Annotated in this window: 24 protein-coding genes; 17 read left to right on the forward strand and 7 right to left on the reverse strand. The window is 70.6% G+C overall.

All coding sequences use genetic code 11. The features are described from left to right. Position 1 precedes the first annotated feature (1 nt). Genes galE through P1K89_RS30525 form a run of 3 tightly spaced genes read right to left on the reverse strand, consistent with a single transcriptional unit; the run spans position 2 to position 3667 of the window. Positions 2-1015 carry a UDP-glucose 4-epimerase GalE gene (gene galE / locus P1K89_RS30515; RefSeq protein ID WP_284620326.1) on the reverse strand — a complete coding sequence of 338 codons (1014 nt, stop codon included), beginning with the start codon at positions 1013-1015 and terminating at the stop codon, positions 2-4. Positions 1016-1034: 19 nt separating this feature from the next. Beyond that, positions 1035-2255 (reverse strand): porin family protein, encoded by a 1221-nt coding sequence (locus tag P1K89_RS30520; RefSeq protein ID WP_284620327.1) that lies wholly within the window; start codon positions 2253-2255, stop codon positions 1035-1037. A 17-nt stretch (positions 2256-2272) separates the two neighbouring features. Then, complete coding sequence (locus tag P1K89_RS30525) at positions 2273-3667, reverse strand: undecaprenyl-phosphate glucose phosphotransferase (RefSeq protein WP_284620328.1); 1395 nt, start codon at positions 3665-3667, stop codon at positions 2273-2275. 126 nt (positions 3668-3793) lie between these two features. On the opposite strand from P1K89_RS30525, the gene P1K89_RS30530 reads away from it, so the two are divergent. The 17 genes from P1K89_RS30530 to P1K89_RS30610 all read left to right on the forward strand — a co-directional run bounded on the left by P1K89_RS30530 (position 3794) and on the right by P1K89_RS30610 (position 21951). Continuing rightward, positions 3794-4327 (forward strand): hypothetical protein, encoded by a 534-nt coding sequence (locus P1K89_RS30530; RefSeq protein WP_284620329.1) that lies wholly within the window; start codon positions 3794-3796, stop codon positions 4325-4327. 3 nt (positions 4328-4330) lie between these two features. Beyond that, positions 4331-5878: a ubiquinone biosynthesis regulatory protein kinase UbiB gene (gene ubiB / locus P1K89_RS30535; protein ID WP_284620330.1), complete on the forward strand. Its 1548-nt coding sequence runs from the start codon at positions 4331-4333 to the stop codon at positions 5876-5878. A gap of 101 nt (positions 5879-5979) precedes the next feature. Next, the gene (locus P1K89_RS30540; protein ID WP_284620331.1) at positions 5980-7443 is read left to right on the forward strand and encodes a high affinity choline transporter 1; all 1464 of its coding nucleotides are present in this window, start codon (positions 5980-5982) and stop codon (positions 7441-7443) included. Between the two features lie 95 nt (positions 7444-7538). After that, positions 7539-7868 (forward strand): FmdB family zinc ribbon protein, encoded by a 330-nt coding sequence (locus P1K89_RS30545; protein WP_284620332.1) that lies wholly within the window; start codon positions 7539-7541, stop codon positions 7866-7868. A 52-nt stretch (positions 7869-7920) separates the two neighbouring features. Then, positions 7921-8589 carry a DUF502 domain-containing protein gene (locus P1K89_RS30550; protein WP_284620333.1) on the forward strand — a complete coding sequence of 223 codons (669 nt, stop codon included), beginning with the start codon at positions 7921-7923 and terminating at the stop codon, positions 8587-8589. A gap of 149 nt (positions 8590-8738) precedes the next feature. Continuing rightward, positions 8739-10529, forward strand: a complete 1791-nt coding sequence (aspS, locus tag P1K89_RS30555; protein WP_284620334.1) for an aspartate--tRNA ligase — start codon at positions 8739-8741, stop codon at positions 10527-10529. Between the two features lie 86 nt (positions 10530-10615). After that, the gene (locus P1K89_RS30560) at positions 10616-10840 is read left to right on the forward strand and encodes an AbrB/MazE/SpoVT family DNA-binding domain-containing protein (RefSeq protein ID WP_284620335.1); all 225 of its coding nucleotides are present in this window, start codon (positions 10616-10618) and stop codon (positions 10838-10840) included. Positions 10841-10846: 6 nt separating this feature from the next. After that, a complete protein-coding gene (locus P1K89_RS30565) occupies positions 10847-11242 on the forward strand; it encodes a type II toxin-antitoxin system death-on-curing family toxin (RefSeq protein ID WP_284620336.1) in 396 nt (131 codons plus the stop codon). Between the two features lie 23 nt (positions 11243-11265). After that, positions 11266-12396, forward strand: a complete 1131-nt coding sequence (locus P1K89_RS30570) for a 3-deoxy-7-phosphoheptulonate synthase (RefSeq protein ID WP_284620337.1) — start codon at positions 11266-11268, stop codon at positions 12394-12396. Then, positions 12396-12866, forward strand: a complete 471-nt coding sequence (gene nudB / locus P1K89_RS30575; protein ID WP_284620338.1) for a dihydroneopterin triphosphate diphosphatase — start codon at positions 12396-12398, stop codon at positions 12864-12866. Before P1K89_RS30570 ends, nudB begins: the two co-directional genes overlap by 1 nt. Before the next feature lie 38 nt (positions 12867-12904). Then, positions 12905-13705 (forward strand): endonuclease/exonuclease/phosphatase family protein, encoded by an 801-nt coding sequence (locus P1K89_RS30580; RefSeq protein WP_284620339.1) that lies wholly within the window; start codon positions 12905-12907, stop codon positions 13703-13705. A 102-nt stretch (positions 13706-13807) separates the two neighbouring features. Then, positions 13808-14788 carry a response regulator gene (locus P1K89_RS30585; RefSeq protein WP_284620340.1) on the forward strand — a complete coding sequence of 327 codons (981 nt, stop codon included), beginning with the start codon at positions 13808-13810 and terminating at the stop codon, positions 14786-14788. 18 nt (positions 14789-14806) lie between these two features. Next, positions 14807-15754 carry a hypothetical protein gene (locus P1K89_RS30590; RefSeq protein ID WP_284620341.1) on the forward strand — a complete coding sequence of 316 codons (948 nt, stop codon included), beginning with the start codon at positions 14807-14809 and terminating at the stop codon, positions 15752-15754. 145 nt (positions 15755-15899) lie between these two features. After that, on the forward strand, positions 15900-17210 hold the full coding sequence (clsB, locus tag P1K89_RS30595) for a cardiolipin synthase ClsB (protein ID WP_284620342.1): 1311 nt from the start codon (positions 15900-15902) through the stop codon (positions 17208-17210). Next, on the forward strand, positions 17210-18259 hold the full coding sequence (locus P1K89_RS30600) for a ligase-associated DNA damage response exonuclease (RefSeq protein ID WP_284620343.1): 1050 nt from the start codon (positions 17210-17212) through the stop codon (positions 18257-18259). The genes clsB and P1K89_RS30600 overlap by 1 nt, the downstream gene beginning before the upstream one ends. Then, positions 18256-20235, forward strand: a complete 1980-nt coding sequence (locus P1K89_RS30605) for a S9 family peptidase (protein ID WP_284620344.1) — start codon at positions 18256-18258, stop codon at positions 20233-20235. Before P1K89_RS30600 ends, P1K89_RS30605 begins: the two co-directional genes overlap by 4 nt. A gap of 30 nt (positions 20236-20265) precedes the next feature. After that, a complete protein-coding gene (locus P1K89_RS30610) occupies positions 20266-21951 on the forward strand; it encodes an ATP-dependent DNA ligase (RefSeq protein WP_284620345.1) in 1686 nt (561 codons plus the stop codon). Between the two features lie 7 nt (positions 21952-21958). On the opposite strand, the gene P1K89_RS30615 is transcribed toward P1K89_RS30610, so the two are convergent. The 4 genes from P1K89_RS30615 to P1K89_RS30630 are packed head-to-tail and all read right to left on the reverse strand — an operon-like array spanning position 21959 to position 25785. Beyond that, on the reverse strand, positions 21959-22924 hold the full coding sequence (locus tag P1K89_RS30615) for a succinylglutamate desuccinylase/aspartoacylase family protein (RefSeq protein ID WP_284620346.1): 966 nt from the start codon (positions 22922-22924) through the stop codon (positions 21959-21961). Positions 22925-22934: 10 nt separating this feature from the next. Further along, complete coding sequence (locus P1K89_RS30620; RefSeq protein ID WP_284620347.1) at positions 22935-23600, reverse strand: HAD family hydrolase; 666 nt, start codon at positions 23598-23600, stop codon at positions 22935-22937. After that, the gene (locus tag P1K89_RS30625) at positions 23600-24982 is read right to left on the reverse strand and encodes an aldehyde dehydrogenase family protein (protein ID WP_284620348.1); all 1383 of its coding nucleotides are present in this window, start codon (positions 24980-24982) and stop codon (positions 23600-23602) included. The genes P1K89_RS30620 and P1K89_RS30625 overlap by 1 nt, the downstream gene beginning before the upstream one ends. Next, entirely contained in the window at positions 24982-25785 is an 804-nt protein-coding gene (locus P1K89_RS30630) for a gamma-glutamyl-gamma-aminobutyrate hydrolase family protein (protein WP_284620349.1), read from the reverse strand. The genes P1K89_RS30625 and P1K89_RS30630 overlap by 1 nt, the downstream gene beginning before the upstream one ends. Positions 25786-25787: the final 2 nt, after the last annotated feature.

Consider the following 25787-nt stretch of genomic DNA (forward strand, 5'->3'; position numbering starts at 1 on the left):
ATCAGATGAAGCCGTTCGGGTTGAGAGATTGCCAGCGCCAGCTGTCCTCGCACATGCGTGACAGGTCGTGACGCGCCCGCCAGCCTAGCAGGCTCGCGGCGAGGGACGGATCGGCATAACACGCAGCCACATCGCCGGGCCGCCGCGGCACGATGTCGTAGGGCACCGGCCGGCCACTCGCGCGCTCGTAGGCGCGCACGACGTCCAGCACGCTGTAGCCGCGGCCGGTGCCGAGGTTGACGGTGAACGAGCCGGGCGCGTCGAGCAGCCGCCTCAGCGCCGCCACATGGCCCTCTGCGAGGTCGCTGACGTGGATGTAGTCGCGCACGCCGGTGCCGTCGGGTGTCGGGTAGTCGTTGCCGAAGACCTGCAGCCGCGGCCGGCGGCCGATCGCCACCTGGGCGACATAGGGCATCAGGTTGTTCGGGGTGCCGCGCGGGTCTTCGCCGATGCGTCCGCTGGCATGCGCGCCGACCGGGTTGAAGTAGCGCAGGCAGCCGGTCTGCCACTGCGGGTCCGACGCGCCGAGGTCGGCGAGGATCTGCTCGCCGATCAGCTTGGTCTGGCCGTAGGGATTGGTGGCGGCCAGCGGCGCGTGCTCGGTGATCGGCAGCCGCTCGGGGTCGCCGTACACCGTCGCGCTCGAGCTGAAGACCAGGCGCCTGCAGCCCTGGGCCTGCATCGCGCGGCAGACCGCGAGCAGCCCGCCGAGGTTGTTGGCGTAGTAGTCGAGCGGCTTGGCGGTCGATTCGCCGACCGCCTTGTGGGCGGCGAAGTGCACGACGGCATCGATGCGCCGGCGCGCGAAGAGCGCGTCCATCGCGGCGGCGTCGGCGACATCGAGCTGCTCGAACGCCGGCGCGCGGCCGCCGAGCTCGCGCAGGCGATCGAGCACGATCGCCGAACTGTTGGCGAAGTTGTCGACGCCGACGACGTCGAAGCCCGCGTCCCACAGCGCGAGCCAGGTGTGCGAGGCGATGTAGCCGGTGGCGCCGGTCAGCAGGATGGTGGGCATCGGAGGGGACGAGGAAGCTTCATGGAAGCATCCATTGTCCGAAACATCCGAGGCCGTCGGCCTTGTATGGCGAGCTGCCGATTCCGGCGGCGCTGCGCTGGTCGTGGTTGAGGTCGCAGCCGAGCAGCACGCTGCGCCATGGTGCCCAGCGCAGGCCCAGGGTCGCCAGCGTCGTGCGGTCGCTGCCGTGCGTGACGTCGCTGCCGAAGACGTCGTCGCGCCGGCCGACCAGCGAGCGCCGCAGGTGCACCAGCCCGGCGCTGACGCTGATCTTCGCGCTGAGCGCGTACGCGGCGTCGAAGCGCAGCGAGTTCGTCGTGCGGCTGAAGTCGGAGGTGCCGATGACCAGTTCGTCGGCGAAGGTGATGAAGTTCGAGTCCTGCCCGGTGTCGCGCGCCGCGCGCAGCGTGAACTTCAGCTTGCCCGTGGGTGCCCAGATCGCCTTCAGCGCACCGTTGAAGCCGGTGAAGTTGCGCTCGGTGAAGCGCTCGTATGCGATGCGGCCGCGCGACAGGCGCGCATCGAGGATGGTCAGGCCGCTGGGCACCCAGGTGACGAAGAGGTCGATGTCCTCGCGGTCGAAGCGGTCGCCGGTGTTCGGGTAGCGGCCGTCGGTGCGGCGCAGGCCGATTCCCAGCGTCGTCGCGCCGCCGGGCCGCCAGCGCAGCCCGAGGCTGCCGGTGTCCTGCCGGTAGGCGCGAGCCCGGTAGCGCGGCGACGAGTAGTCGACACGCCGGCCGGTGACGCCGCCCTCGAAGGTCAGGCGCGTGACACCGCCCAGCCGCGCCAGGGCCTCGGCCTGCTCGACCGTCTCGATGTTGCGCTCGAGCCCGCCGCCGGCCTCGGCCGGGTCGAACTTGCGCAGGCTGCGGTTCGAGCTGGCGCCAAGCCGGCCCGACAGGCGGCCGATGGTCTCCCAGTCGAGCATCAGCTTCGCGCCGTGGCTGCGGTTGTTCAGCTGGTCGTTGTTCGAGAAGCGGTTCTCGCTGACGTTGGCCTGGCCGCGCAGCCGCTGGCGGCCGAAATGCAGGTCGGCGCCCGCCAGCAGCGAGCCGCTGGTGAGGGTGTCGGCGCGGCTGCGCACGCTGGCCGGCGTGGCGCCGTCGGGCAGGCGGAACAGGTTGCTGTCGTGGTTGATCGAGAGCGAGGCACCGACCTGGAACGGATGGTCCTGGGCCTGTGCCGGGCCGAGGCCGGCGAACAGGCACGCGACGGCGGCAGCGGCGGCACGGTGCAGCATGGGGTCCTCCCGGAGGTTCAGTAGGCGTTGTCGCGCTTGAAGAACGCGACCTTGATGGTGCGGGCGATGATCTGCAGGTCGAAGCCGAGCGACCAGTTGCGCAGGTACTCCAGGTCGTACTCGACGCGCGACTGCATCTTGTCCACCGTGTCGGTCTCGCCGCGGCAGCCGTTGACCTGCGCCCACCCGGTGATGCCGGGCTTGACCTTGTGGCGCACCATGTAGGCCTTGATCAGCTGGCGGTACAGCTCGTTGTGGGCCACCGCGTGCGGGCGCGGGCCGACGATGCTCATGCGTCCCTGCAGCACGTTGATGAACTGCGGCAGCTCGTCGAGCGAGCTGCGGCGCAGGAAGGCGCCGAAGCGGGTGATGCGCGGGTCTTCCCGCGTCGCCTGCTTGACCACCGGGCCGTTGTCCATCGAGCGCATCGAGCGGAACTTGTAGACGACGATCTCGTCGCCGTCGAGGCCGTTGCGGCGCTGGCGGAAGATCGCCGGGCCGGGCGAGCTGAGCTTGACGCCGATGGCGATCGCCAGCAGCAGCGGCGACACGAGCACCAGGATCACCGTGGCGATCAGGATGTCGCTGAGCCGCTTGACCAGCCGGTGCGTGCCGGTGAACGGCGTCTCGCACAGCCCCACCACCGGCACGCCGTTCATGTCCTGCAGCCGACCCTGGATGATGCTGATGCCGAAGACGTCGGGCACGAAGTAGATCGAGGCCGTCGTGCCCTGCAGCGCCTCCAGCAGCTCGATGATGCGCGGCTGCGATCCGAGCGGCAGCGTGATGTAGGCGTCCTTGATGCCGTGCGCGCTGATGTAGGGCGCGACGTCCTTCAGCGCGCCCAGCCGCAGCGGCGATGCCTCGCGGTCGATGCGGCCGTCGGCGCGGTCGTCGAAATAACCGACGAAGTCCGCGCCCTGGGGGTGGGCGGCGGCCAGCGCGTGGGCCACCTTCACGCCCAGCGCGCCGCCGCCGATGACGATCGCCGGCCGCCGGTTCTGCGGCTTCGCCGCCTGCCAGCGCAGCACGTGCTGGCCGACCAGCACGATCAGCAGGTGGATCGCCGGCGTGAGCGCTGCCCAGGTCAGCAGCACTTCCCAGTCGAAGAGGTGGTAGCTGCGCGTCGCGTAGCCGCCGAGCGCCAGGATCACCAGCAGCGCGGCCCAGCCGCTCGCCAGGTCGACCGCCGCGACGAGCTTGCGCTCGCCGAAGCGGTTGCGGCCGGGGAAGGTCAGCGCGAAGACCAGCAGGCACAGCGTGAGGTCGGAGCGCAGCACCGGCTCGTCGGCCGCGCGCAGGATCGCCAGGTAGACGAGGACCGTCACCAGCGGCTCCAGGAAGGCCGCGACCAGCGAGGTCACCGACTGCGGCGCACTGTAGAAGTTTCGGGTCTGTCGGGCATCGAACATCGGCGCGCGAACGGCAAACGACGCGCCCGCGAGCGGTCATCTGGTACCAATTGCGACGCGCGGGCCATCTAGGTCACCGAGCCTTACAGGCGCGGCTGTCCAGCGCCCCCTGCCTACAATGCCCCGATGTTTCAAGCCCTGCAGGCCCTGCTTGCGCCCGCGCTGATGGAGCGCCTGGTGCTGGTGGTCAACCACGTGCTGTCCGGCGAACCGGCGGCGACCGAGCGGCTGGCGCCGCATGCCGGCCGCGTGCTGCGGCTGGAGCTGGAGGGCTGGCCGCGGCTGCTGCCGACGCCGCCGCGCCTGGTCTTCCGCATCACGCCGGCGGCGCTGATCGAATGGGCCGGGGCGGACGAGGCCCCGGTGGAGGCCGACCTCGTCGTGCGCTCGGACGCGTCGAATCCCGCCGCGATGGCGCTGAAGGCGCTGGCCGGGGAAACCCCGGCGCTGGCCATCGACGGCGACGCGCAGTTCGCCGCCGACATCGACTGGCTGACCCGGAACCTGCGCTGGGATGTCGCCGCCGACCTCGAGCGCGTATTCGGCCCGGTGGTGGCGCACGAGGTCGCGCGGCTGGGCTCGCTGCTCGCGCGCGGGCTGCGCGCCGCGGTGCAGGCCGTTACGCCGGCCGGACCTAACGGGCCAAGCGCGCGACCCTGATTGATGGGCCACTTCTTCCGGCTCGTCTACATCGGCTTCACCGTCCTGCGCTTCGGGCTGGACGAGGTCGCGCTCTCGGGCTTCCGGCAGCGCTGGGTGCGCGCGATGGTGCGGGTGGCGACGGTGGGCCGCCAGCTGCAGGCACCGCGCGGCGAGCGGCTGCGCCGCGCGCTGGAGAAGCTGGGGCCGATCTTCGTCAAGTTCGGTCAGGTGCTGTCGACGCGGCGCGACCTGCTGCCGCGCGACGTCGCCGACGAACTGGCCCTGCTCCAGGACCGCGTGCCGCCGTTTCCGGGCGAGCAGGCGGTGGTGCTGATCGAGCGGGCCTTCGGCCGTCGCATCGAGCAGATCTTCAGGAGCTTCGACACCGAGCCGGTGGCCAGCGCGTCGATCGCGCAGGTGCACTTCGGCGTGCTGCTCGACGGTCGTGAGGTTGCTGTGAAGGTGCTGCGGCCGGGCATGCTGCAGGTCATCGAGCACGACCTGCAGCTGATGCACACGCTGGCGCGCCTGGTCGAGCGGGTGTGGGCCGACGCGAAGCGGCTGAAGCCGCGCGAGGTCGTCGCCGAGTTCGACACCTACCTGCACGACGAGCTCGACCTCGTGCGCGAGGCGGCCAACGCCGCGCAGCTGCGCCGCAACATGCAGGGCCTCGGGCTGGTGATGGTGCCCGAGATGCTGTGGGACCTGTGCACGCCGACGGTGCTGGTGATGGAGCGCATGAACGGCGTGCCGATCAGCCAGGTGCCGCGGCTGCGCGAGGCCGGCGTGGACATCCGCAAGCTCGCGCGCGACGGCGTGACGATCTTCTTCACGCAGGTGTTCCGCGACGGTTTCTTCCACGCCGACATGCACCCGGGGAACATCCAGGTCAGCGTCGATCCGAAGACCTTCGGGCGCTACATCGCGCTCGACTTCGGGATCATCGGCACGCTGACCGAGTGGGACAAGGACTACCTCGCGCAGAACTTCCTGGCCTTCTTCCGCCGCGACTACAAGCGCGTGGCCGAGCTGCACATCGAAAGCGGCTGGGTGCCGCCGGGCACGCGGGTCGATGCGCTGGAGAACGCGATCCGCGCGGTCTGCGAGCCGCATTTCGACCGGCCGCTGAAGGACATCTCGCTGGGCCAGGTGCTGATGCGCCTGTTCCAGACCTCGCGCCGCTTCAACGTCGAGATCCAGCCGCAGCTGGTGCTGCTGCAGAAGACGCTGCTGAACATCGAGGGGCTGGGGCGCCAGCTCGACCCCGAGCTCGACCTGTGGAGCACCGCGAAGCCTTTCCTCGAGCAGTGGATGAACCAGCAGATCGGCTGGGCCGGGCTGACCGAGCGGCTGAAGAACGAAGCGCCACGCTATGCGCAGCTGCTGCCGGAGCTGCCGCGGCTGATCCACGCGGCGCTGGTTCGCCAGCAGGGGTCCGATCCGGCGCAGCTGGCGCTGGTGGCCGAGCTGCGGCGCAGCAACCGCCTGCTCGGCGTCATCGCCGTCGGGGCGATGCTGCTGGTGGCCGCCGTGCTCGGCGTGATGGGCTACCTGCACTGGCCGCGCTGACCGGCGCGGCGCCGAAAACCCCGGCCCGCGTGTAGATAATGCGCGGCGGTCCGCGACTCGCCGGGCCGCTCCCGTGATCTGACGTCGCCGTCCCGGACACCATGAACACCACCCTGATCGTCTTCGTCGTGCTCTACCTGCTGGGCACCCTGGCCCTCGGCGTGTGGGCCGGCACCCGCATCAAGAACACCGCCGACTTCGCCATCGCCGGCCGCCGGCTGCCGCTGATCATGGTGGTCACGACGACCTTCGCGACCTGGTTCGGCGCCGAGACGGTGATGGGCATCCCCGCGAAGTTCGTGCAGGGCGGCCTGGGCTCGATCGTCGAGGACCCGTTCGGCGCCGGCACCTGCCTGATCCTGGTGGGCCTGTTCTTCGCGATGCGGCTGTACAAGCAGAACCTGCTGACGATCGGCGACTTCTACCGCAAGCGCTTTGGCAAGGGCATCGAGGTGTTCTGCTCGGCGGCGATCATCCTCAGCTACCTCGGCTGGGTGGCGGCGCAGATCACCGCGCTGGGCCTGGTGTTCTCGGTGCTGACCAACGGCGCGATGAGCGAGACCGCCGGCATGATCGTCGGCACGCTGGCGGTGCTGATCTACGTCGTTGTCGGCGGCTTCCTGGCGGTGGCCTGGACCGACTTCATCCAGATGATCGTGCTGGTGATCGGCCTGTCGATCATCGCGATCTTCGCGAGCGACCTGGCCGGCGGCGCCGACAAGGTGTTCGCGATGGCCAGCAGCGCCGACCTGTGGAAGTTCTTCCCCGAGCCCAGCTTCAAGGACGTGGCCTTCTTCATCGCCGCCGGCCTGACGATGATGCTGGGCAGCATTCCGCAGCAGGACGTGTTCCAGCGCGTGATGTCCGCCAAGGACGCACCGACCGCGCGCAACGGCGCGGTGATCGGCGGCGTCAGCTACATCCTGTTCGCCTTCGTGCCGATGTTCGTCGTCTCCTGCGCGGTGGTCGTGATGGGCCAGCAGGCGATGGACCTGGCCAAGGACGACTACCAGCGCCTGCTGCCGACCTTCGTGCTGACGAAGATGCCGCTGATCATGCAGATCCTGTTCTTCGGCGCGCTGCTGTCGGCGATCAAGAGCACCTCGTCGGCGACGCTGCTGGCGCCGTCGACCAGCTTCGTCGAGAACATCCTGAAGAACCTGCGCCCGCACATGAGCGACCGCCAGCAGCTGCTGGCGATGCGCTGGAGCATCGTGGTCTTCGCCGCGCTGGTGCTGGCCTACGCGATCGCGATGAAGGGCACGCCGATCTACGACCTGGTGTCCTCGGCCTACCAGGTGACGCTGGTCGGTGCCTTCGTGCCGCTGGTCTTCGGCGTCTACTGGAAGCGGGCGACCACGCAGGGCGCCATCCTGTCCGTCGCCGCCGGCATCGGCGTGTGGATCGTGTTCTTCCCGCAGGTCAGCACGCTCGGCGAGGACTTTCCCGGCCAGCTGGCCGGGCTGCTGGCCGGCATCGTCGGCATGGTGGCGGGCTCGCTGATGCCGCAGTTCCTGCGCAACCGGCATGAGATGCAGCACCACGTCGTGGGCTTGAACGCGTAGGGCTTCACCCCCATCTCCGGGAGCGCCGGCCTCGGTCCACCGTGGACCGAATCCGGCGCCTCTATAATTTTCCGTTTTGCGTCAAGGGTTTAGCCATGCCGATCTACGCCTACCGCTGTGGGGCCTGCGGGCACGCGAAGGACGTGCTGCAGAAGCTTTCCGACCCCGTGCTCAGCACCTGCCCGGCCTGCGGGGCCGAGGCCTTCACCAAGCAGCTCACCGCCGCCGGCTTCCAGCTCAAGGGCTCGGGCTGGTATGCCACCGATTTCCGCGGCGGCCAGGCGCCCGCCGCAGCGGCACCGGCCGCGGGCGACGCCAAGCCGCCCGCCAGTGGTGGCGACAGCAGCAGCCCGGCACCGGCGGCGCCGGCGGCCGCAGCGTCCGCCGGCTCGACGCCGTGCGGCGGTTCGTGCGCCTGCCACTGACGGCGCCGCGCCGATCGCCCGAGTCCCGAGCCGCGTCCCGAAAAGAGCACCCTTGAAGAAATACCTGATCGCCGGACTGCTCGTCTGGATGCCGCTGGCCATCACCCTGTGGGTGCTGCTGTGGCTCTACGGCGCGATGGACGGCATGTTCCTGTGGCTGCTGTCGGGCGTGCAGCGGGCGGTGCCGTCCGGTGTCGCCTATGACGCGCTGCAGAGCCTGCGCGGCATCCCCTTCCTGGGCGTGTTCGTGATGGTCGGCCTGCTGCTGGGCACCGGCATCTTCGCCACCAACATGTTCGGCCAGTGGTGGCTGCGCCAGTGGGACAGCGCGCTCGGCCGCATCCCGATCGTCAAGTCGATCTACAACTCGGTCAAGCAGGTCTCGGACACGCTGTTCTCGAGCGACGGCAACGCCTTCCGCGAGGCGGTGCTGGTGCAGTACCCGCACCAGGGCTCGTGGACCATCGCCTTCGTCACCGGCCGGCCGGGCGGCGAGGTCGCCAGCCACCTGGCCGGCGAGCATGTCAGCCTGTACGTGCCGACGACGCCGAACCCGACCTCCGGCTTCTTCCTGATGATGCCGCGCGCCAACGTCCGGCCGCTGCAGATGAGCGTCGACGAGGCGCTGAAGTACATCATCTCGATGGGTGTGGTGGCCCCGCCGCCGCCCGCGCCCCCGGCCGTGCGGCCGGGGGAGGCCGACCCCAACCGGGTGGGCTGAGCGCCAGGCAGGCGTTCAGCCCGGAGGGTCCTCGCGGGCCCCGTTCCCGCCGAACAACAAGCATTCCCTCGAACGACGACCCAGCCTGCGGCGACCACACCGCCGCCGCCGCCGTTCCCGATCCCGACAGAAATCCAAGGAGTCCTGCCATGAGAACCACCTACTGCGGCCTGGTCAGCGAAGCGCTGATGGGCCAGACCGTCACCTTGATGGGTTGGGCGCACCGCCGCCGCGACCACGGCGGCGTGATCTTCATCGACCTGCGCGACCGCGAGGGCCTGGTGCAGATCGTCTGCGACCCGGATCGCCCGGAGATGTTCAAGACCGCCGAGGGTGTGCGCGGCGAGTTCTGCCTGAAGGTGGTCGGCAAGGTGCGCGCGCGGCCGGCAGGCACCGAGAACGCCAACCTCATCAGCGGCAAGATCGAGGTGCTGGCGTTGGAGCTCGAGGTGCTGAACCCCAGCGTCACGCCGCCGTTCCAGCTCGACGACGAGAACCTGTCGGAGACGGTGCGCCTGACGCACCGCGTGCTCGACCTGCGCCGCCCGGCGATGCAGAAGAACCTGATGCTGCGCTACAAGGTGGCGATCGAGGTGCGCAAGTTCCTCGACGAGCAGGGCTTCATCGACATCGAGACGCCGATGCTGACCAAGAGCACGCCCGAAGGCGCGCGCGACTACCTGGTGCCCAGCCGCGTGCACGACGGCATGTTCTTCGCGTTGCCGCAGTCGCCGCAGCTGTTCAAGCAGCTGCTGATGGTGGCGGGCTTCGACCGCTACTACCAGATCGTCAAGTGCTTCCGCGACGAGGACCTGCGCGCCGACCGCCAGCCCGAGTTCACGCAGATCGACATCGAGACCTCGTTCCTCGCCGAGGAGGAGATCCGCGCGATCACCGAAGGCATGATCCGCACCGTCTTCCGCAAGGTGATGGGCGTGGAGCTGCCGGTGTACGCGCAGATGAGCTACACCGAGGCGATGCACCGCTACGGCTCGGACAAGCCGGACCTGCGCGTCAAGCTCGAGTTCACCGAGCTGACCGACGTGATGAAGGACGTCGACTTCAAGGTCTTCTCGACGCCGGCGACGACGCCGGGCGGCCGCGTCGCGGCGCTGCGCGTGCCCGGCGGCGGCGAGATGAGCCGCGGCGAGATCGATGCCTACACCGAGTTCGTCAAGATCTACGGCGCCAAGGGCCTGGCCTGGGTCAAGGTCAACGACGCCGGCAAGGGCCGCGAGGGCCTGCAGTCGCCGATCGTCAAGAACCTGCACGACGCGGCGATCGCCGAGATCATCGCCCGCACCGGCGCCTGCAACGGCGACCTGATCTTCTTCGGCGCCGACAAGGAGAAGGTGGTCAACGACGCGCTGGGCGCGCTGCGAGTGAAGGTCGGGCACTCGGAGTTCGGGCGCACGCATGGTCTCTTCGAAGACAAGTGGGCGCCGCTGTGGGTGGTCGACTTCCCGATGTTCGAGCACGACGACGAAGCCGATCGTTGGGTCGCTGTGCACCACCCGTTCACCGCGCCCAAGGACGGCCATGAGGACTTCATGACGACCGACCCGGGCAAGTGCGTGGCCAAGGCCTACGACATGGTGCTCAACGGCTGGGAGATCGGCGGCGGTTCGGTGCGTATCCACCGCGCCGACGTGCAGGCCAAGGTGTTCGAGGCGCTGAAGATCGGTCCGGACGAGCAGAAGCTGAAGTTCGGCTTCCTGCTCGACGCGCTGCAGTACGGCGCGCCGCCGCACGGCGGCCTGGCCTTCGGCCTCGACCGCATCGCCACGCTGATGGCCGGCGCCGAGTCGATCCGCGACGTCATCGCCTTCCCGAAGACCCAGCGCGCGCAGTGCCTGCTGACGATGGCGCCGAGCGCGGTCGACGAGAAGCAGCTGCGCGAGCTGCACATCCGCCTGCGCAACCCGACGCCGGCGGCCTGACGGGCGTCGCGCCTCGAACATTCGGGGCTTGTGAGGGCTCCGGCAGAGGTATAACATTTGTTATAACTTTGTGGGAGCCCTTTGTCATGCACGCGCTGAAGCTCACCCAGATCGGCAACTCGGTCGGCGTCATCCTGCCCAAGGAGGTGCTGGCGAAGTTGAAGCTGGAGAAGGGCGACACGCTGTACCTGACGGACAGTCCGGACGGCATGCGCATCACGCCGCATGACCCGGTGTTCGAGGATCAGATGCACGCGGCGCGCGGCATCATGAAGTCGCGGCGAGCGGTTCTACGCGAACTGGCGAAGTAGGCGGCCGTGGCGGCCAACGAAAACTGGGTCTGGATCGACCCGGCGGTGATCCTCGCCGTACACGAGGAACAGCTGGCAGAGCACGGCGGCGCCGCGGGCATTCGCGACGCTGGCATGCTCGAGTCCGCTCTCGCTCGCCCGCGCAATCTGGCGCACTATGGGAAGCCCGATGTCGCAGCGCTCGCCGCTGCCTATGGCTTCGGCCTTGCGCGCAACCACCCGTTCGTCGACGGCAACAAGCGCAGCGCATTCGTCGCTGTCGAGTTGTTCCTATGTCTCAACGGCTTCACGCTGGCCGCAACCGACGCCGACTGCGTGCTGGTCATGCTGCGGCTCGCCTCAGGCGACCTCGACGAACCTACCTTCGCCGCCTGGCTGCGCGAGCGCGTCGCCGCGCGCTGATGTCCAAACTTCGGAGAACTCGTATGCCAGCCCTCGACGACTTCCGCCACGACCACGAAGCCGGGGTGCGCGTTTCGGACAGCGCCGGCGAGACGCTGGACACCACGCGCATCGACGACGTGCGCATCGCCGCGGTGCGCGCGCTGGTATCGCCCGCGGTGCTGCTGGAGGAGCTGCCGGTGACGCCGGCGGTCGAGGCGCTGGTCGAGACCACGCGCGAGGCGATCGGACGCGTGCTGCACGGCCGCGATGACCGGCTGGTGGTGGTGGTCGGCCCGTGCTCGATCCACGACCATGCGCAGGCGATGGACTACGCCCGGCGGCTGAAGCCGCTGGCCGACGAGCTCGGCGACGATCTGATCGTCGTGATGCGCGTGTACTTCGAGAAGCCGCGCACGACGGTCGGCTGGAAGGGCTACATCAACGATCCGCGCCTGGACGGCAGCTTCCGCATCAACGAAGGCCTGCGCCTCGCGCGCCAGCTGCTGCTGCAGATCAGCGCGCTCGGGCTGCCGGCGGGCACCGAGTTCCTCGACCTGCTGACGCCGCAGTACCAGTCCGACCTGATCGCCTGGGGCGCGATCGGCGCGCGCACCACCGAGAGCCAGAGCCACCGGCAGCTCGCGTCGGGCCTGTCCTGCCCGGTCGGCTTCAAGAACGGCACCGACGGCAGCGTGCAGGTCGCGGCCGACGCGGTGCTGGCGTCGGCCGCGCCGCATTCGTTCATGGGCATGACCAAGATGGGCGTCGCGGCGATCTTCGAGACCCGCGGCAACCCCGACGGCCACATCATCCTGCGCGGCGGCAAGCAGCCGAACTACGCGGCGGCCGATGTCGAGGCCGCCTGCGCGGTGCTGCGCAAGGCGAAGCTGCGCGAGCAGGTGATGATCGACTGCTCGCATGCCAACTCGGCCAAGCAGCACCGGCGCCAGATCGACGTCGCGCGCGACATCGCCGCGCAGATCGCCGCCGGCGAACAGCGCATCATGGGCGTGATGGTCGAGAGCCACCTCGCCGAAGGCCGCCAGGACCTGAAGCCGGGCGTGGCGCTGCAGCCGGGGATCTCGATCACCGATGCCTGCATCGGCTGGGACGACACGGTGCCGGTGCTGCGCAGCCTGGCGCAGGCGGTGAAGCAGCGGCGCGCCGGCTGATGGCCGGCCGGCCCTTCAAGATTCCCGAGAGCGTGCTGGTGGTCATCCACACGCCGGCGCGCGAGGTGCTGCTGATCGAGCGTGCCGACCAGCCCGGCTACTGGCAGAGCGTCACCGGCTCGAAGGACCGCGCCGACGAGGCGCTAATCGAGACCTGCGTGCGCGAGGTCGAGGAGGAAACCGGCCTGGTGATCGGCTCGCCGGGCCTGCCGCTTGCCGCCTTGCGCGACTGGCAATTCTCGAACCTCTACGAGATCTATCCGGTATGGCGTCACCGTTACGCCCCGGGCGTGACCCACAACACCGAGCACGTCTTCGGCCTGACGGTGCCGGCGCCCTGCATCGTGCGGCTAAATCCGCGCGAACACTTGCAGCAGGCCTGGCTGCCGTGGCGCGAAGCGGCCGATCGCTGCTTCTCCCCGTCCAACGCCGAGGCGATACTGCAGCTGCCCCGGTTCCTGCCAAGCTGAGCCCGGGGCGTGGCCCGCAGATTGCTGCAAGAGAACCGATGAGAGCCCGGCACTTCAGCCCGTCCCGCTTCGCACCGCCGAGCACGCAGTTCACCAGCCACACGCTGCGCGTGGCGACCTACAACATCCACAAGGGCGTTCGCGGTGTCGTCGGCAAGCGCCTGGAGATCCACAACCTGGGTCTCGGCATCGAGGCGCTCGATGCCGACCTGGTGTGCCTGCAGGAGGTGCGCCTGTTCCACCAGCGCGACGCGATGCGCTTCGAACGCACGCTGCTCGGCTGGCCCGATGGCGGGCAGGCCGATTTCCTGGCACCGGAGGGCTACGACGTCGCCTACCGCACCAATGCGATCACCAAGCACGGCGAGCATGGCAACGCGCTGCTCGCGCGCTGGCCGCTGGGCGAGGTCTACCACCACGACGTCAGCGACCACCGCTTCGAGCAGCGCGGCCTGCTGCACGTGCCGGTACTGTGGCAGGGCATCGAGGTGCACGTGATCGTCGCCCACTTCGGGCTGATCCACTCCAGCCGCGTGCGCCAGGTCGACCGCCTGGCGCAGTACCTGGCCGCCCAGGTGCCGGGCGAAGCGCATGTGCTCGTCGCCGGCGACTTCAACGACTGGGGCGAACGCCTCGATGCGCCGATGCATCAGCGCGGACTGCATCGCGCGCGAACCGGCATTCCTGCACGGACCTTCCCGTCGCGCGTGCCCTTGTTCACGCTCGACCGCATCTACACCCGCGGCTTCAAGTGCGTTTCGACGCATGTGCCGCGCGGGCCGGCCTGGGCGCGCATGTCCGATCACCTGCCGCTGGTGGTCGAGCTCACGCCGGATTGAAGTTTCCCTACAGCGGGTCGATAACCGCTGCATGCCGGGCTGCCGCATGCAGCCTGGCGCCCAGCCATGCTGCCCGGCGGCCTGGCCCCGAGGGAGCCCGCATTGAACGCATCCAGCACGCCGTATCGATTCATGGTCGTCGACGACAGTCGCGCGATCCAGGCCATCGTTGCGCGCCTGATCGAGGAATGCGGCTACCCGGCCACCGAGATCCGCCGCGCGGCCGACGGTGAAGAAGCGCTGAGCCTGCTGCCGAGCTTCACGCCGCAGCTGCTGATCACCGACTGGCACATGCCGCGTGTCTCCGGCATGGAACTGCTGCAGACGCTGCGCCAGCTCGGCCAGACGCATGTGAAGGTCGGCTTCGTGACCACCGAGTCGCGTCCGGCGATGATCGAGCAGGCCCGCACCAACGGGGCGGCCTTCGTCGTCAACAAGCCGTTCCGCGACAACGAACTGATCGACCACATCCGCGCGGTCGTGCCGTACAACGGCCCGAAGCCGCAGCGGGCGCCCGCAGTCGCGCCGGCGAAGCCCGCGGCCGCTGCACCGGCAGCCGCACCCGAAGCCGCGCCAGCACCGCCGGCGGCCGCTGCACCGTCCGAGCGGCCCCTGCGGGTCGACCATGCCCAGGGCCTGGTCGAGCACACGCTGGGCGGCCAGGCCTTCAGCCTGAAGCCGCATGAGGCGATGGAGCCCGGCGCGCTGGGCCCGAACAACCTGCTGGGCCTGTACTCGGCGCCCGGTCGCCCGGCGGCGGCCGTCGGCGTGCTCGACGTCAACAGCGTCTGCCTGGTCGGCGGTGGCGCCGCGCGGCTGCCGGTGTCCGACATCACCGCGGCGCAGCTGGCGGCCGAGCCGCAGGAGACGATGGTCGCGCAGGCCACCACCTTCCTGCGCGCCGCGGGCATGATGCTGCAGGTCGACAACGCCCCGGAGGGTTGCACGCTGGCGCGTTCGATGCTGGTGCCCGCGGGCTTCCCGAAGCTGGTCGAACTGCTCGAGCGCGGCGGCGAGCGCTGCGACTACCTGCTGTCGATCCCCGGTCTCGGCGAAGGCCGCATGACCTTCATGGCGCTCTGATCGCGCCGAAGTACCGCCATGGACCTCGTCAACCTCGCCGTCGCGGTTGTCTTCGTCAGCAACGCGATCATCCTGATCCTGCTGGTGTACATGCTCGTGCGCATCCTCGGCCAGACCGAGCAGACGCGCGAGATGATGGTCAGCGCCTCGCGCGAGCTCAACGACTCGGCGCGTGTCGTGCGCGATGCCGGCTACAAGATCGTCGACGCGCTGCGCGGCGGCTTCGGTGGCGGCGCACCGGCCGAGCGGGCGGTGCAGGCCGTGATCCCGACGCCGGTGGCCGGCATCGAGCTGCTCGACAAGCTCAACCAGATGATGGAAGAGATGCAGGCCGCGCCGAGCACCGAGAGCACCGAGAAGGCGCTGGTCGACATCCGCAAGATGATGGAGGGCCTGAAAGGGCTCGACGCGTCCAAGCTCGGCGAGTGGCAGCGCAGGCACCAGGCCGATCTGGAAAGCATCGTCGCGCAGCGCGACAAGCTGGTGTCCGAGAGCGAGACCATGCGTCGCCGGCTCAACGAGGCGCACCGCATCATCGTCGAGCTGCGCGCGGCCAACAAGATCGCCGAGGAGAAGGGCCACACCGTCGAGGCGCTGCGCGGCGAGGTCGCCAAGCACCAGCAGATCATCGAGCGCGCGCGGGAGCGGGTGCGCGTGGCCGAGCTCAAGGCCGAGGCGCTGGCCGCCGACGTCGAGCAGCTGGCCGCCGCGAACCCCGGCGGTGCCGCCGACAACGAGGCGCTGAAGGAAGCGCGCCGCAAGCTCGCCGAGGTGTCCGCGGAGCGCGACGAACACGCCACCGAGCTCGACAACCTGAAGCACGCGATGCAGCGCACGCTGGTCGAGAAGGAATTCATCGAGGAGCATTTCCTGCGCCTCGACGGCTCGCGCAGCGTGCTGCAGGCCGCCGCCCGGGCGCAGGACGCCGAGGCCGCCGACGAGGTGCTGGACGCGCAGCCGGCCTGAGCGCGGCTTCGTCGCGGCGCCCGCTCGGGCACGCACGACACCGCCCGACACCGCCAGGACGGCGCTTCGGTCCAGAATCGGCCCCACGCGCCGCCCGCCCACGTTCCCTTGACCCAGGCTCTGAAGGCGGCGCGCCCAGCCGCCGATGCCGCCTGTCGACCACCGCCGCCGCTATCCCGGCCTGCCGCCGGGCACGCTGCTGCGCCCGTCGCTGGCCACGCGCGCGGCGCTGACCGGTGGCAACCGGGTGCGCCTGCTCGCCGGCGGCGACGAGCTGTTCCCGGCGATGTGCGCGGCGATCGCGCAGGCCCGGCGGCAGGTCTGGCTGGCGACCTACATCTTCCATGACGACGACGCGGCCCGCTGTGTGGCCGGCGCGCTGGCCGACGCCGCGCGCCGCGGCGTGTGGGTCGGCGTGGTCGTCGACGGCTTCGGCTCCAAGGCGACGCTGCCCGCGCTGCGCGAGCTGCTGCTGCCGGCCGGCGTGCAGCTGGTGGTCTTCCGGCCGGTCGACCGCTGGTGGCGCCTGCTGCAGCCCGGCCAGCTGCGCCGGCTGCACCAGAAGCTGTGCGTGATCGACGGCCAGTGGGCTTTCGTCGGCGGCATCAACGTCATCGACGACCGCAACGACCTGAACCACGGCTTCGGCGACGCGCCGCGGCTGGATTTCGCGACCGAGGTGCAGGGGCCGCTGGTCGATTCGATCGAGCAGACCGCGCGCGCGATGTGGAGCCGCGCGGCGCTGGGCACCGACTGGAAGGACGAGCTGTTGACGCTGGCCCGCAGCGCCGAGCCGGTGGCACGCGCCCGGCGCATGGCCTCGCGGCTGCGCATCCTGAAGCCGGGCACACCGCATGGCGCGGCGCTGGCCGAGCTGCCGCCGGTGCGCGCGGCCTTCGTCGTGCGCGACAACCTTCGCCAGCGCCGCGCGATCGAACATGCCTACATCGATGCGATCAACCGCGCACGCCAGCGCGTCGAGATCATCTGCGCGTACTTCTATCCGGGCCGTCCGTTCCGCAAGGCGCTGAAGCACGCGGCCGAGCGCGGCGTGCAGGTGCGCCTGCTGCTGCAGGGCAAGCCGGACTACCGCTTCGCGGCGCTGGCCGCGCAGGTGCTGTACGGCGAGCTGCTCGATGCCGGCGTGCGCGTCTTCGAGTACACGCCGGCCTTCCTGCATGCCAAGGTCGCGGTGGTCGACGACGACTGGGCGACCGTCGGCTCGAGCAACATCGATCCGCTGTCGCTGCTGCTGAACCTGGAAGCCAACGTGATCATCCGCGACCTGCACTTCACCGGCGAGCTCGCGCTGCGCTTCGAATCGGCGGTGCTGGCCTCGCGCGAGGTCACGCAGCCGCCGGCCGGCCCGGGCTGGTGGGGCACGCTGCGGCGCGGCTTCGTCGCCTGGACCGCCTACTGGTTCCTGCGCCTGGCGGGCATCAGCGGGAAATACTGATGCCCGCGGACGACCTCGTCGTCGAGCGGCCCGAAGGCCTGTACTGCCCCCCCGGCGACTTCTTCATCGACCCCTGGCGGCCGGTCGATCGCGCGGTGATCACCCATGCGCACGGCGACCACGCGCGGCCCGGCCATGCCCACGTGCTGGCGACGGCGATCAGCGACGGCGTGCTGCGCGCGCGGCTGGGCGCCGACCTGCCGCTGCAGGGCCTGGACTACGGCGAGGTGGTCGAGCACCGCGGCGTGCGCATCAGCCTGCACCCGGCCGGCCACGTGCTCGGCTCGGCGCAGGTGCGGCTGCAGCACCGCGGCGTGACCTGGGTGGTGTCCGGCGACTACTACGCCAGCGCCCACGACGAAAGCAACCCCACCTGCCCGCCGTTCGAGCCGATCGCCTGCGACTGCTTCGTCACCGAATCGACCTTCGGCCTGCCGGTCTACCGCTGGCAGCCGCAGGCCGGGGTCTTCGCCGAGATCGACGCCTGGTGGCGTGCCAATGCCGCTGCCGGCCGCGCGAGCCTGCTGATGGGCTATGCCTTCGGCAAGGCGCAGCGGCTGCTGGCCGGTGTCGATGCGTCGATCGGACCGATCCTCGTGCATGGCGCGGTCGAGACGCTGAATGAGGCCTACCGCCAGGCCGGCGTGGCGTTGCCGCCGACGACGGTCGCGGTGAACCTGGCCGCACGGCGTGTGCCGCCGGGCGCGCTGGTGATCGCGCCGCCGTCGGTGCATGCGAGCGCCTGGGCGCGGCGCTTCGGCGACTTCAGCGATGCCTTCGCCAGCGGCTGGATGCAGCTGCGCGGGGCGCGGCGGCGGCAGGGCGTGGACCGCGGCTTCGTGCTGTCCGACCATGCCGACTGGCCCGGGCTGCAGCGCGCGATCCGCGCCACCGGCGCCGAACGCGTGATCGTGACCCATGGGGCCGAGGCGGTGATGGTGCGTTGGCTGCGCGAGCAAGGCTTCGATGCCGGGGCTTTCCATACCGAGTACGGCGACGAGCGAACGCCAGAATCGCCGCTCGCCGACGTTCCCGGAGATGACGCGTGAGCCCTCGGTCACTGTGGATCCTGCGGCGCCTGGCCGCCTGCCTCATCGGACTGATCGCCGCCGTGCCGGCGTCGGCGCAGGACGATGCGGCGCCGGCCTACCGCGGCCTCGGCGCCGCCTCGGTGGCGCCCGAGGTGCTGGCGCGCTTCCGGCCGCCGCCGCTGCCGGCGGACATCTCGCGGCGCATCCAGCGCCTGCTCGACCTGCGGCCGCCGGGCCTCGGCGTGCCGTCGCCCGATGGCCGGCGCCTGTACTTCGGCTGGCGCGTCACCGGTGTCGACCAGGTGTGGCGCCTCGACGGCCCCGAGCGCTTCCCGCAGCAGCTCACCGCCGGCGAAGAGCGCACCGAGGTGGCCGCGGTGTCGCCCGACGGCCGCTGGCTGGCGCTGCAGCGCGACCGGCAGGGTGAGGAGAACCCCGGCTTCTACCTGCAGTCCGCCGAAGGCGGCCCGCTGCGCGAGGTGCAGCACAAGGCCGGCGTGCAGACCGCCTTCCAGCACTTCTCGCCCGACGGCCGCCATGCCTACTACGTGGCCAACGACGTGCGCCGTGATTCCTACGCCGTCTACCGCCACGACATCGCGGCCGCGCGCAGCGAGCGCCTCCACGACGGCCAGGGCTTCTGGCGCGTCGCCGACGTCGCACCGGGCCGCCTGCTGCTGGTGAAGGCCACCGGCTCGCGCGGCCGCGAGTGGTGGCTGTTCGACGAAGCCAGCGCCCGCCTGACGCCGCTGCTCGGCCAGGGCGAATACGCCGACTACCTGATGCGCTTCGGTGCGCAACCCGACCGCTACATCGTCGCCACCTCCAAGCCGAGCGGCTTCACTCGTGTCTACCAGTGGCTTCCCGGCCAGGCGCTGGCGCCGGTGGACGTGCCCGGCGGCGAGCGCTGGGACATCGAGAACCTGATGCTCGACCCGGCGCGCAGGCGCCTGTACCTGACGATCAACGAGGCCGGCTACAGGCGGGTGCAGGTCCTCGACGCGACGAGCTTCGCGCCGTTGCCGCTGCCGTGGCCGGCCGGGCTCGATCACCAGGTGGTGGGCGCGGCCAGCGCCGACGGCGAATACGTGGTGCTCGGCCTCGCGGCACCCGACCGCCCGCGCGAGACCGCGCTGTGGAACTGGCGCGACCGCACGCTGGTGCGCTGGACACTGCCGTCGACGCCGGAGGCCGAGACGCGCCAGTTCGCGGCCGCGTCCCTCGAGAGTTATCCCGCACGCGACGGCACGCCGATCCCGATGTTCGTCCGGCGCTCGGCGCGCTGCGCCGATGCCGCGGCGCCGCCATGCCCGGTGATCGTGCACTTCCACGGCGGGCCGGAAAGCCAGTCGCGGCCGGGCTTCTCGCCGATCTGGCAGCTCTTCGTCGACGCCGGCTTCGTGATCGCCGAGCCCAACGTGCGCGGCTCGTCGGGCTACGGCCGTGCCTGGCTCGATGCCGACAACGGCGCGAAGCGCCTGCAGGTGATCGGCGACATCGAGGACGCCGCACGCCACCTGCGCCGCGTGGGGACGCGCAACGGTGCGGCGCCGCGCATCGGCGTCTACGGCGGCAGCTACGGCGGTTACGCGGCGCTGATGGCGATGACGCGCTTCGCCGGCGCCTACGACGCGGGTGTCTCCAACGTCGGCATCGCCAACCTGCTGAGCTTCCTCGAGAACACCGCGCCGTACCGGCGTGCGCTGCGGGTCACCGAGTACGGCGACCCGGTGGCCGACCGCGAGGCGCTGATCCAGCTGTCGCCGACGACGTGGGTGCAGCAGCTGAAGGCGCCGCTGATGATCGTGCAGGGTGCCAACGACCCGCGCGTGCCGGTGGGCGAGGCACTGCAGATGCACGAGGTCGCGCGCCAGCGCGGCGTGCCGCTGGAGCTGATGATCTTCGCCGACGAGGGGCATGGCGCGTCCTCGCGCGCGAACCAGGCGCTGCAATGGGGGCACGTGCTGCGCTTCTTCCAGCAGCACCTGCAGTGACCCCGGGCACGTCGATCGCTCGCTGAGCCCGTGCAACGCTTCGCCCGCCTGTACGCCGAGCTCGATGCCAGCACGTCGACCGACGCCAAGGTGGCGGCACTGGTGCGCTACCTGGCCGAGGCGCCGCCGGCCGACGCCGCGTGGGGCGTCTACTTCCTGGCCGGCGGCAAGCCGCGGCAGACCGTGCCGACCGCGCTGCTTCGCGCGACTGCGCTGGCGCTGGCGGAGATTCCCGAGTGGCTGTTCGAGGAGAGCTACCAGGCCGTCGGCGACCTCGCCGAGACGATCGCGCTGGTGCTGCCGCCGCCGGTGCGCCGCAGCGAGCTCGGTCTCGCCGCCTGGCTGGAGCAGCGCCTGCTGCCGCTGCGCGGCGCGGCGCCGGAGCGCACGGCCGCCGCGCTGCGCGACTGGTTGTACGAGCTGGCGCCGGACGAGCGCTTCCTGCTGGTCAAGCTGATCGGCGGCGGCTTTCGCGTCGGCGTCAGCAAATTGCTGGTGCAGCGTGCACTGGCCCGGCATGCGGGGCTCGATGCCAAGCTGGTCGCGCAGCGCATGATGGGCTACACCGACGCGCGCAGCGCGCCGAGTGCGGCACGGCTGGGCGCGCTGCTGGCGGCCGAGGCCCAGCCGATGCTCGACGCCGGCCAGCCGTACCCGTTCTTCCTGGCCCATGCGCTGCAGGCGCCGCCGGAGTCGCTCGGCGACGTGCACGAATGGTTGGCCGAGTGGAAGTACGACGGCATCCGCGCGCAACTGGTGCGCCGCGCCGGGCAGGTGTGGATCTGGTCGCGCGGCGAAGAGCTGGTGACCGAGCGCTTCCCCGAGGTGGTCGCGCAGGCCGGCCACCTGCCCGACGGCACCGTGCTCGACGGCGAGCTGCTGGTGTGGCCGACCGGGGCCGAGGTGCCGTCGCCGTTCCAGCTGCTGCAGCAGCGCATCGGCCGCAAGAGCCTGGGCAGGAAGGTGCTCGCCGAGGCGCCCGTCGACTTCATCGCCTACGACCTGCTGGAGCAGGACCATGCGGACCTTCGTTCGCGGCCGCAGCACGAGCGCCGCGCACGGCTCGAAGCACTGCTGTCCGCGACACCGATTCACCTATCGCATATTGTGAGCGGCCCTGATTGGCCGTCGCTCGCCGCGCAGCGGGCCACCAGCCGCGCGCGCGGCGTCGAAGGCCTGATGCTGAAGCACCGCGACGCTGCGTACGGCAGCGGCCGCACCAAGTCCGAGGGCGTCTGGTGGAAGTGGAAGATCGACCCGATGACGGTCGACGGCGTGCTGGTCTACGCCCAGGCCGGCCACGGCCGCCGCGCCAGCGTCTACACCGACTACACCTTCGCGGTGTGGAACCGCGCGCCGCGCGATGCGGCCGAAGCCGATGCGGTGGTCGAGGCGATCGCCCGCCGGGCGCCCGCGGACCCGGACGGCCTGCAGCTGGTCGCCTTCACGAAGGCCTACTCGGGCCTCACCGACGAGGAGTTCCGCCGCGTCGATGCCCGCATCCGCGCGACCACGCTGGAGAAGTTCGGCCCGGTGCGCAGCGTGAAGCCGACGCTGGTCTTCGAGCTCGGCTTCGAAGGCCTCCAGCGCAGCCCGCGCCACAAGAGCGGCATCGCGCTGCGCTTCCCGCGCATGGTGCGCATCCGCGACGACAAGCCGCTGCACGAGGCGGACACGCTGCAGGCCCTGCTGGCGCTGCTCGGCGAGGGAGCTTGACAGCTGCTCAGCGCGTCAGGCGAGGGTGGGGTTGCGCCAGGTAGAACCACTCGGCACCGGGTTCGGCATTCGGGTTCGGGAACAGGATGCAGCCGTCGAACGGGGCGGTGATCGCCGCGCCGTCGTGGCGACGGGCAATGAGCTCGCCGGCCGCGACGCGGTCGAAGCTGGTCCACGGCTTCACGAAGGCATCGGCGGCATGCAGGCGGTCGACCACGTCGGCGAGGTGCAGCCCCTCGAAGCGCTGCGCGGGCGGCGGGTCGGGCGCGTCGATCAGCCGCAGGTGGGCGAGGGCATTGACGATCGCGCGATGGCCGACGTCCGGGGCCCGCGGATCGTCGTGCTGCCCGCACTCCAGCGTCAGCGCGCAGCCGCCGACCGAGCGCATGTACTCGGTGGTGCCGATGCCGTAGCGCGGGTCGAGGTCCAGCGTCAGTTCCGGCCGCGCCGCCAGCAGCGTCCGGCGGCGCGCGACGCCGCGGGCATAGGTGTCGAGCCAGCCGTCCACCGCGCGCCCGACGCCCAGTCGCAGCGCCAGCGCTTCTTCGCGCGCGGCCTGGCTGAACGGCTCCAGCGGGCCGTCGTTGTCGGTCGGCCCGACCAGCACGAAGGGCACGCCGGGCGACTGGAACGAGTGCAGGTCCAGCAGCACCTCGTGCTGCGCGAGCAGCGGGCACAGCCAGTTCGCGACATGGTCCTCGTACTCGCGCGGGGCGTCGGTCGGGCCGAGCTTGCGGTTGAGGTTGCGGTCGCCCGCGCGGCGGCCGAGTTGGTAGGCCAGCGGATTGCTCACCGGCACGAAGGTCAGCGCACCGCGCGCGAGCTTCAACCGCCCGCCATCGAGGTCGGCGATCACCCGCTCGATCGCCCGAGTGCCGCAGGTCTCGTTGCCGTGCACCGCGCCCAGCACGATCAGCCGCGGGCCGGGCTCGATGGCGGCATAGGCGACGGACTTGAACGGCGCAGCGTCCATCGCGGCAGGCTCAGTGCATCAGCGAGATCACCGGCCAGCCGCGGGCCGTCGCTTCGGCCTGCAGCCGCGGATCGGGATCGACGGCCACCGCATGCTTCACGGCCGACATCAGCGGCAGGTCGTTGATCGAGTCGCTGTACAGCGTCGAGCGGCATTCGTCGAGCCGGATCTGCCGCTCGGCCAGCCAGGCCTGCAGGCGCGCGACCTTGCCCTCGCGCATGTTCAGCGTGCCGGCCGGGCGGCCCGAGAAGCCGTCGCCCAGCCGCTCGCACTCGGTGGCGATCAGGTGCGGCAGGCCGAGGTGCGCGGCGGTCAGCTCGGTGATGAAGCGGTTGGTGGCCGTCGTCATCACCAGCAGCTCGCCGGCCTCGGCATGGCGCTGCACCAGCGCGCGGGCGGCGGGCTTGATGCGCGGCGCCACCACCTCGTCGAGGAAGACGCGGCGCAGCGGCTGCCACGCATCGAGGCTGCGGCCGGCGAGCGTCGACACGTAGAAGGCGCAGAAGTCCTGCGCGCTGACGGTGCCGGCGCGGTAGTCGCGATCCATCGCCGCGTTGCGCGCGCCGAAGTCGTCACGGTCGAGCACGCCGCGGTCCATCAGGAACTCGCACCACAGCACGTCGCTGTCGCCATCGAGCAGCGTGTGGTCGAGGTCGAACAGCGTCAGCGCGACCATCAGCCGGGGCTGCGCAGGTGCCAGGCCTTGGGCCGCGTGAAGGCCTGGATGCCGTAGCTCGACAGGGTCAGGCCGACGCCCGAGTCGCCGACACCGGACCACGGCAGCCGCGGGCTCACCCGGTCGCAGCAGTTCCAGTAGACGCTGCCGGCATTCACCTGCGAGAGCAAGGTGCGCGCGGCCGCCTCGTCGCGGGTGTAGACACCGGCGGTCAGGCCGTAGCGCGTGTCGTTCATCAGCCTCACGGCCTCGTCGTCGCCGCTCACCTTCTGGATGCCGATCACCGGGCCGAAGCTCTCCTCGCGCATCAGGTCCATCGTGTGGTTGACGTGGGTGAACACGGTCGGCGGGAAGTGGTTGCCGGGCCCGGCACCGCGCCGTCCGCCGCAGTGCAGGGTCGCGCCCTTGGCCAACGCATCGGCGACCTGGGCGTCGAGCACGTCGAGCTGCGGTGCGCGGGTGATCGCGCCGATGTAGGTCGACGGGTCCTTCACGTCGCCCTGCTTGAAGGTGTCGACGGTGGCGAGGAAGTGCTCGACGAAGGCATCGTGGATGGCTTCGTGCACGTAGATGCGCTCGACCGAGCAGCAGCTCTGGCCGGTGTTGTACATCGCGCCGTCGGCCAGGCTCTCGGCTGCTGCCTTCGCATCGGCATCGGCGCGCACGTAGGTCGGGTCCTTGCCGCCGAGCTCGAGCTGCAGCCTGATCAGGCGCCCCGAGACGGCCGCCGCGATGCGCTGGCCGGTGGCGTGGCTGCCGGTGAAGAACACGCCGTCGATGCGCTGCGCCAGCAGTGCCGCGCCGACGTCGCCCGCGCCGACGAGGCACTGCAGCACGTCGGCCGGCACGCCGGCCGCATGCAGCAGCCGCGTGATGTGCTGCCCCGTCAGCGTGGCGTACTCGCTCGGCTTGTAGAGCACCGCATTGCCGGTCAGCAGCGCCGGCACCAGCACGTTGCAGCCGACGAAGTACGGGTAGTTCCAGGCCGAGATGTTGGCGATGACGCCGAGCGGCACATGCGAGATCTGCTCGTGCATGCCGCCGCCGTCGAAGACATGCTCGTCGCGGATCGCGCCCTCGGCCTGCTCGAGGAAGAAGTCCAGCCGCGGCAGCAGGCCGTTGAGCTCGTTGCGCGCCTGTGCGATCGGCTTGCCGACCTCGTCGGTCAAGGTCGCGGCCAGCGTCTCGAGCTGGTCGACGATGCCGGCCCGAAAGCGCTGGATCATGGCCAGCTTGTCGGCGATCGGCACACGGGCCCAGGCTGGCTGCGCGGCGCGCGCAGCCGTGGCTTTCGCGGCCACCGACGCGGCATCGTCGGCCGGCAGCTCGGCGATCGGGGCGCCGGTGGCGGGGTTGAAGATCTTCAGCAGGGGCTTGCTCATCATCGGTCTCCTCGAACGGCACGCGCGGCCGCGAGAAAGTGCTTCAGCATCGGCCCGTCGTCGAAATGCGCCGGGTCGTCGGGATCGTGGAACTCGGGATGCCATTGCACGCCGGCGACATAACCGGGGCCGTCGCGTCGGATCGCCTCGATCATGCCGTCCCCGGGGCAGCGGGCCTCGATGACGAAGCCGGGCGCGAGGTCCTTGATGCCCTGGTGGTGGATGCTGTTGACCGTCGCGTGCGGCTGTTCGGGATAGAGGCCGGCCAGCACGGTGCCGGGCACGAAGGACACGTCGTGGAAGTGGCGCTCGTAGCGGCCGCTCTCGCGGTGCGATTGCGACTCGGGGCGCAGACTCGGGATGTCCTGCCACAGCGTGCCGCCGTAGGCGACGTTGATCAGCTGCAGCCCGCGGCAGATGCCGAACACCGGCTTGCCGGCGTCGACGAAGGCGCGGATCAGCGCCATCTCGTAGCGGTCGCGCACACGGTCACCGCTCCATTCAGGCGATAGCGCGGCCTGGCCGTAGGACTCCGGCGCGACGTCGTTGCCGCCCTGCAGCACGAGGCCGTCGAGCGCCTGGGCATAGTGCGGCAGGTCGATGTCCGAGCGCTTGACGAGGCTGTCGCGGTCGACCGCAGGCACCATCACTGGCATCGCACCGCCGGCGCACAGCCAGTGGGCGACGGACTGCTCGAGGTAGTGCAGCGTCTTGGTCCAGACGCCGCTTTCCGAGATGCCAGGCGTGCCGGGGTAGTAGATGCGCGCCGAGACGCCGATCAGCAGGGGCCGGTCCGGGTCCATCG

This window comes from Aquabacterium humicola, from assembly GCF_030167915.1.
Lineage (GTDB): Bacteria > Pseudomonadota > Gammaproteobacteria > Burkholderiales > Burkholderiaceae_C > Pseudaquabacterium > Pseudaquabacterium humicola.

Bases quoted from the DNA above. Each gene is read 5' to 3' on its own strand.
- galE (WP_284620326.1), bottom strand. From the start codon at position 1,015: ATGCCCACCATCCTGCTGACCGGCGCCACCGGCTACATCGCCTCGCAC.
- P1K89_RS30520 (WP_284620327.1), bottom strand. From the start codon at position 2,255: ATGCTGCACCGTGCCGCCGCTGCCGCCGTCGCGTGCCTGTTCGCCGGC.
- P1K89_RS30525 (WP_284620328.1), bottom strand. From the start codon at position 3,667: ATGTTCGATGCCCGACAGACCCGAAACTTCTACAGTGCGCCGCAGTCG.
- P1K89_RS30530 (WP_284620329.1), top strand. From the start codon at position 3,794: ATGTTTCAAGCCCTGCAGGCCCTGCTTGCGCCCGCGCTGATGGAGCGC.
- ubiB (WP_284620330.1), top strand. From the start codon at position 4,331: ATGGGCCACTTCTTCCGGCTCGTCTACATCGGCTTCACCGTCCTGCGC.
- P1K89_RS30540 (WP_284620331.1), top strand. From the start codon at position 5,980: ATGAACACCACCCTGATCGTCTTCGTCGTGCTCTACCTGCTGGGCACC.
- P1K89_RS30545 (WP_284620332.1), top strand. From the start codon at position 7,539: ATGCCGATCTACGCCTACCGCTGTGGGGCCTGCGGGCACGCGAAGGAC.
- aspS (WP_284620334.1), top strand. From the start codon at position 8,739: ATGAGAACCACCTACTGCGGCCTGGTCAGCGAAGCGCTGATGGGCCAG.
- P1K89_RS30560 (WP_284620335.1), top strand. From the start codon at position 10,616: ATGCACGCGCTGAAGCTCACCCAGATCGGCAACTCGGTCGGCGTCATC.
- P1K89_RS30570 (WP_284620337.1), top strand. From the start codon at position 11,266: ATGCCAGCCCTCGACGACTTCCGCCACGACCACGAAGCCGGGGTGCGC.
- nudB (WP_284620338.1), top strand. From the start codon at position 12,396: ATGGCCGGCCGGCCCTTCAAGATTCCCGAGAGCGTGCTGGTGGTCATC.
- P1K89_RS30580 (WP_284620339.1), top strand. From the start codon at position 12,905: ATGAGAGCCCGGCACTTCAGCCCGTCCCGCTTCGCACCGCCGAGCACG.
- P1K89_RS30590 (WP_284620341.1), top strand. From the start codon at position 14,807: ATGGACCTCGTCAACCTCGCCGTCGCGGTTGTCTTCGTCAGCAACGCG.
- clsB (WP_284620342.1), top strand. From the start codon at position 15,900: ATGCCGCCTGTCGACCACCGCCGCCGCTATCCCGGCCTGCCGCCGGGC.
- P1K89_RS30600 (WP_284620343.1), top strand. From the start codon at position 17,210: ATGCCCGCGGACGACCTCGTCGTCGAGCGGCCCGAAGGCCTGTACTGC.
- P1K89_RS30615 (WP_284620346.1), bottom strand. From the start codon at position 22,924: ATGGACGCTGCGCCGTTCAAGTCCGTCGCCTATGCCGCCATCGAGCCC.
- P1K89_RS30620 (WP_284620347.1), bottom strand. From the start codon at position 23,600: ATGGTCGCGCTGACGCTGTTCGACCTCGACCACACGCTGCTCGATGGC.
- P1K89_RS30625 (WP_284620348.1), bottom strand. From the start codon at position 24,982: ATGAGCAAGCCCCTGCTGAAGATCTTCAACCCCGCCACCGGCGCCCCG.
- P1K89_RS30630 (WP_284620349.1), bottom strand. From the start codon at position 25,785: ATGGACCCGGACCGGCCCCTGCTGATCGGCGTCTCGGCGCGCATCTAC.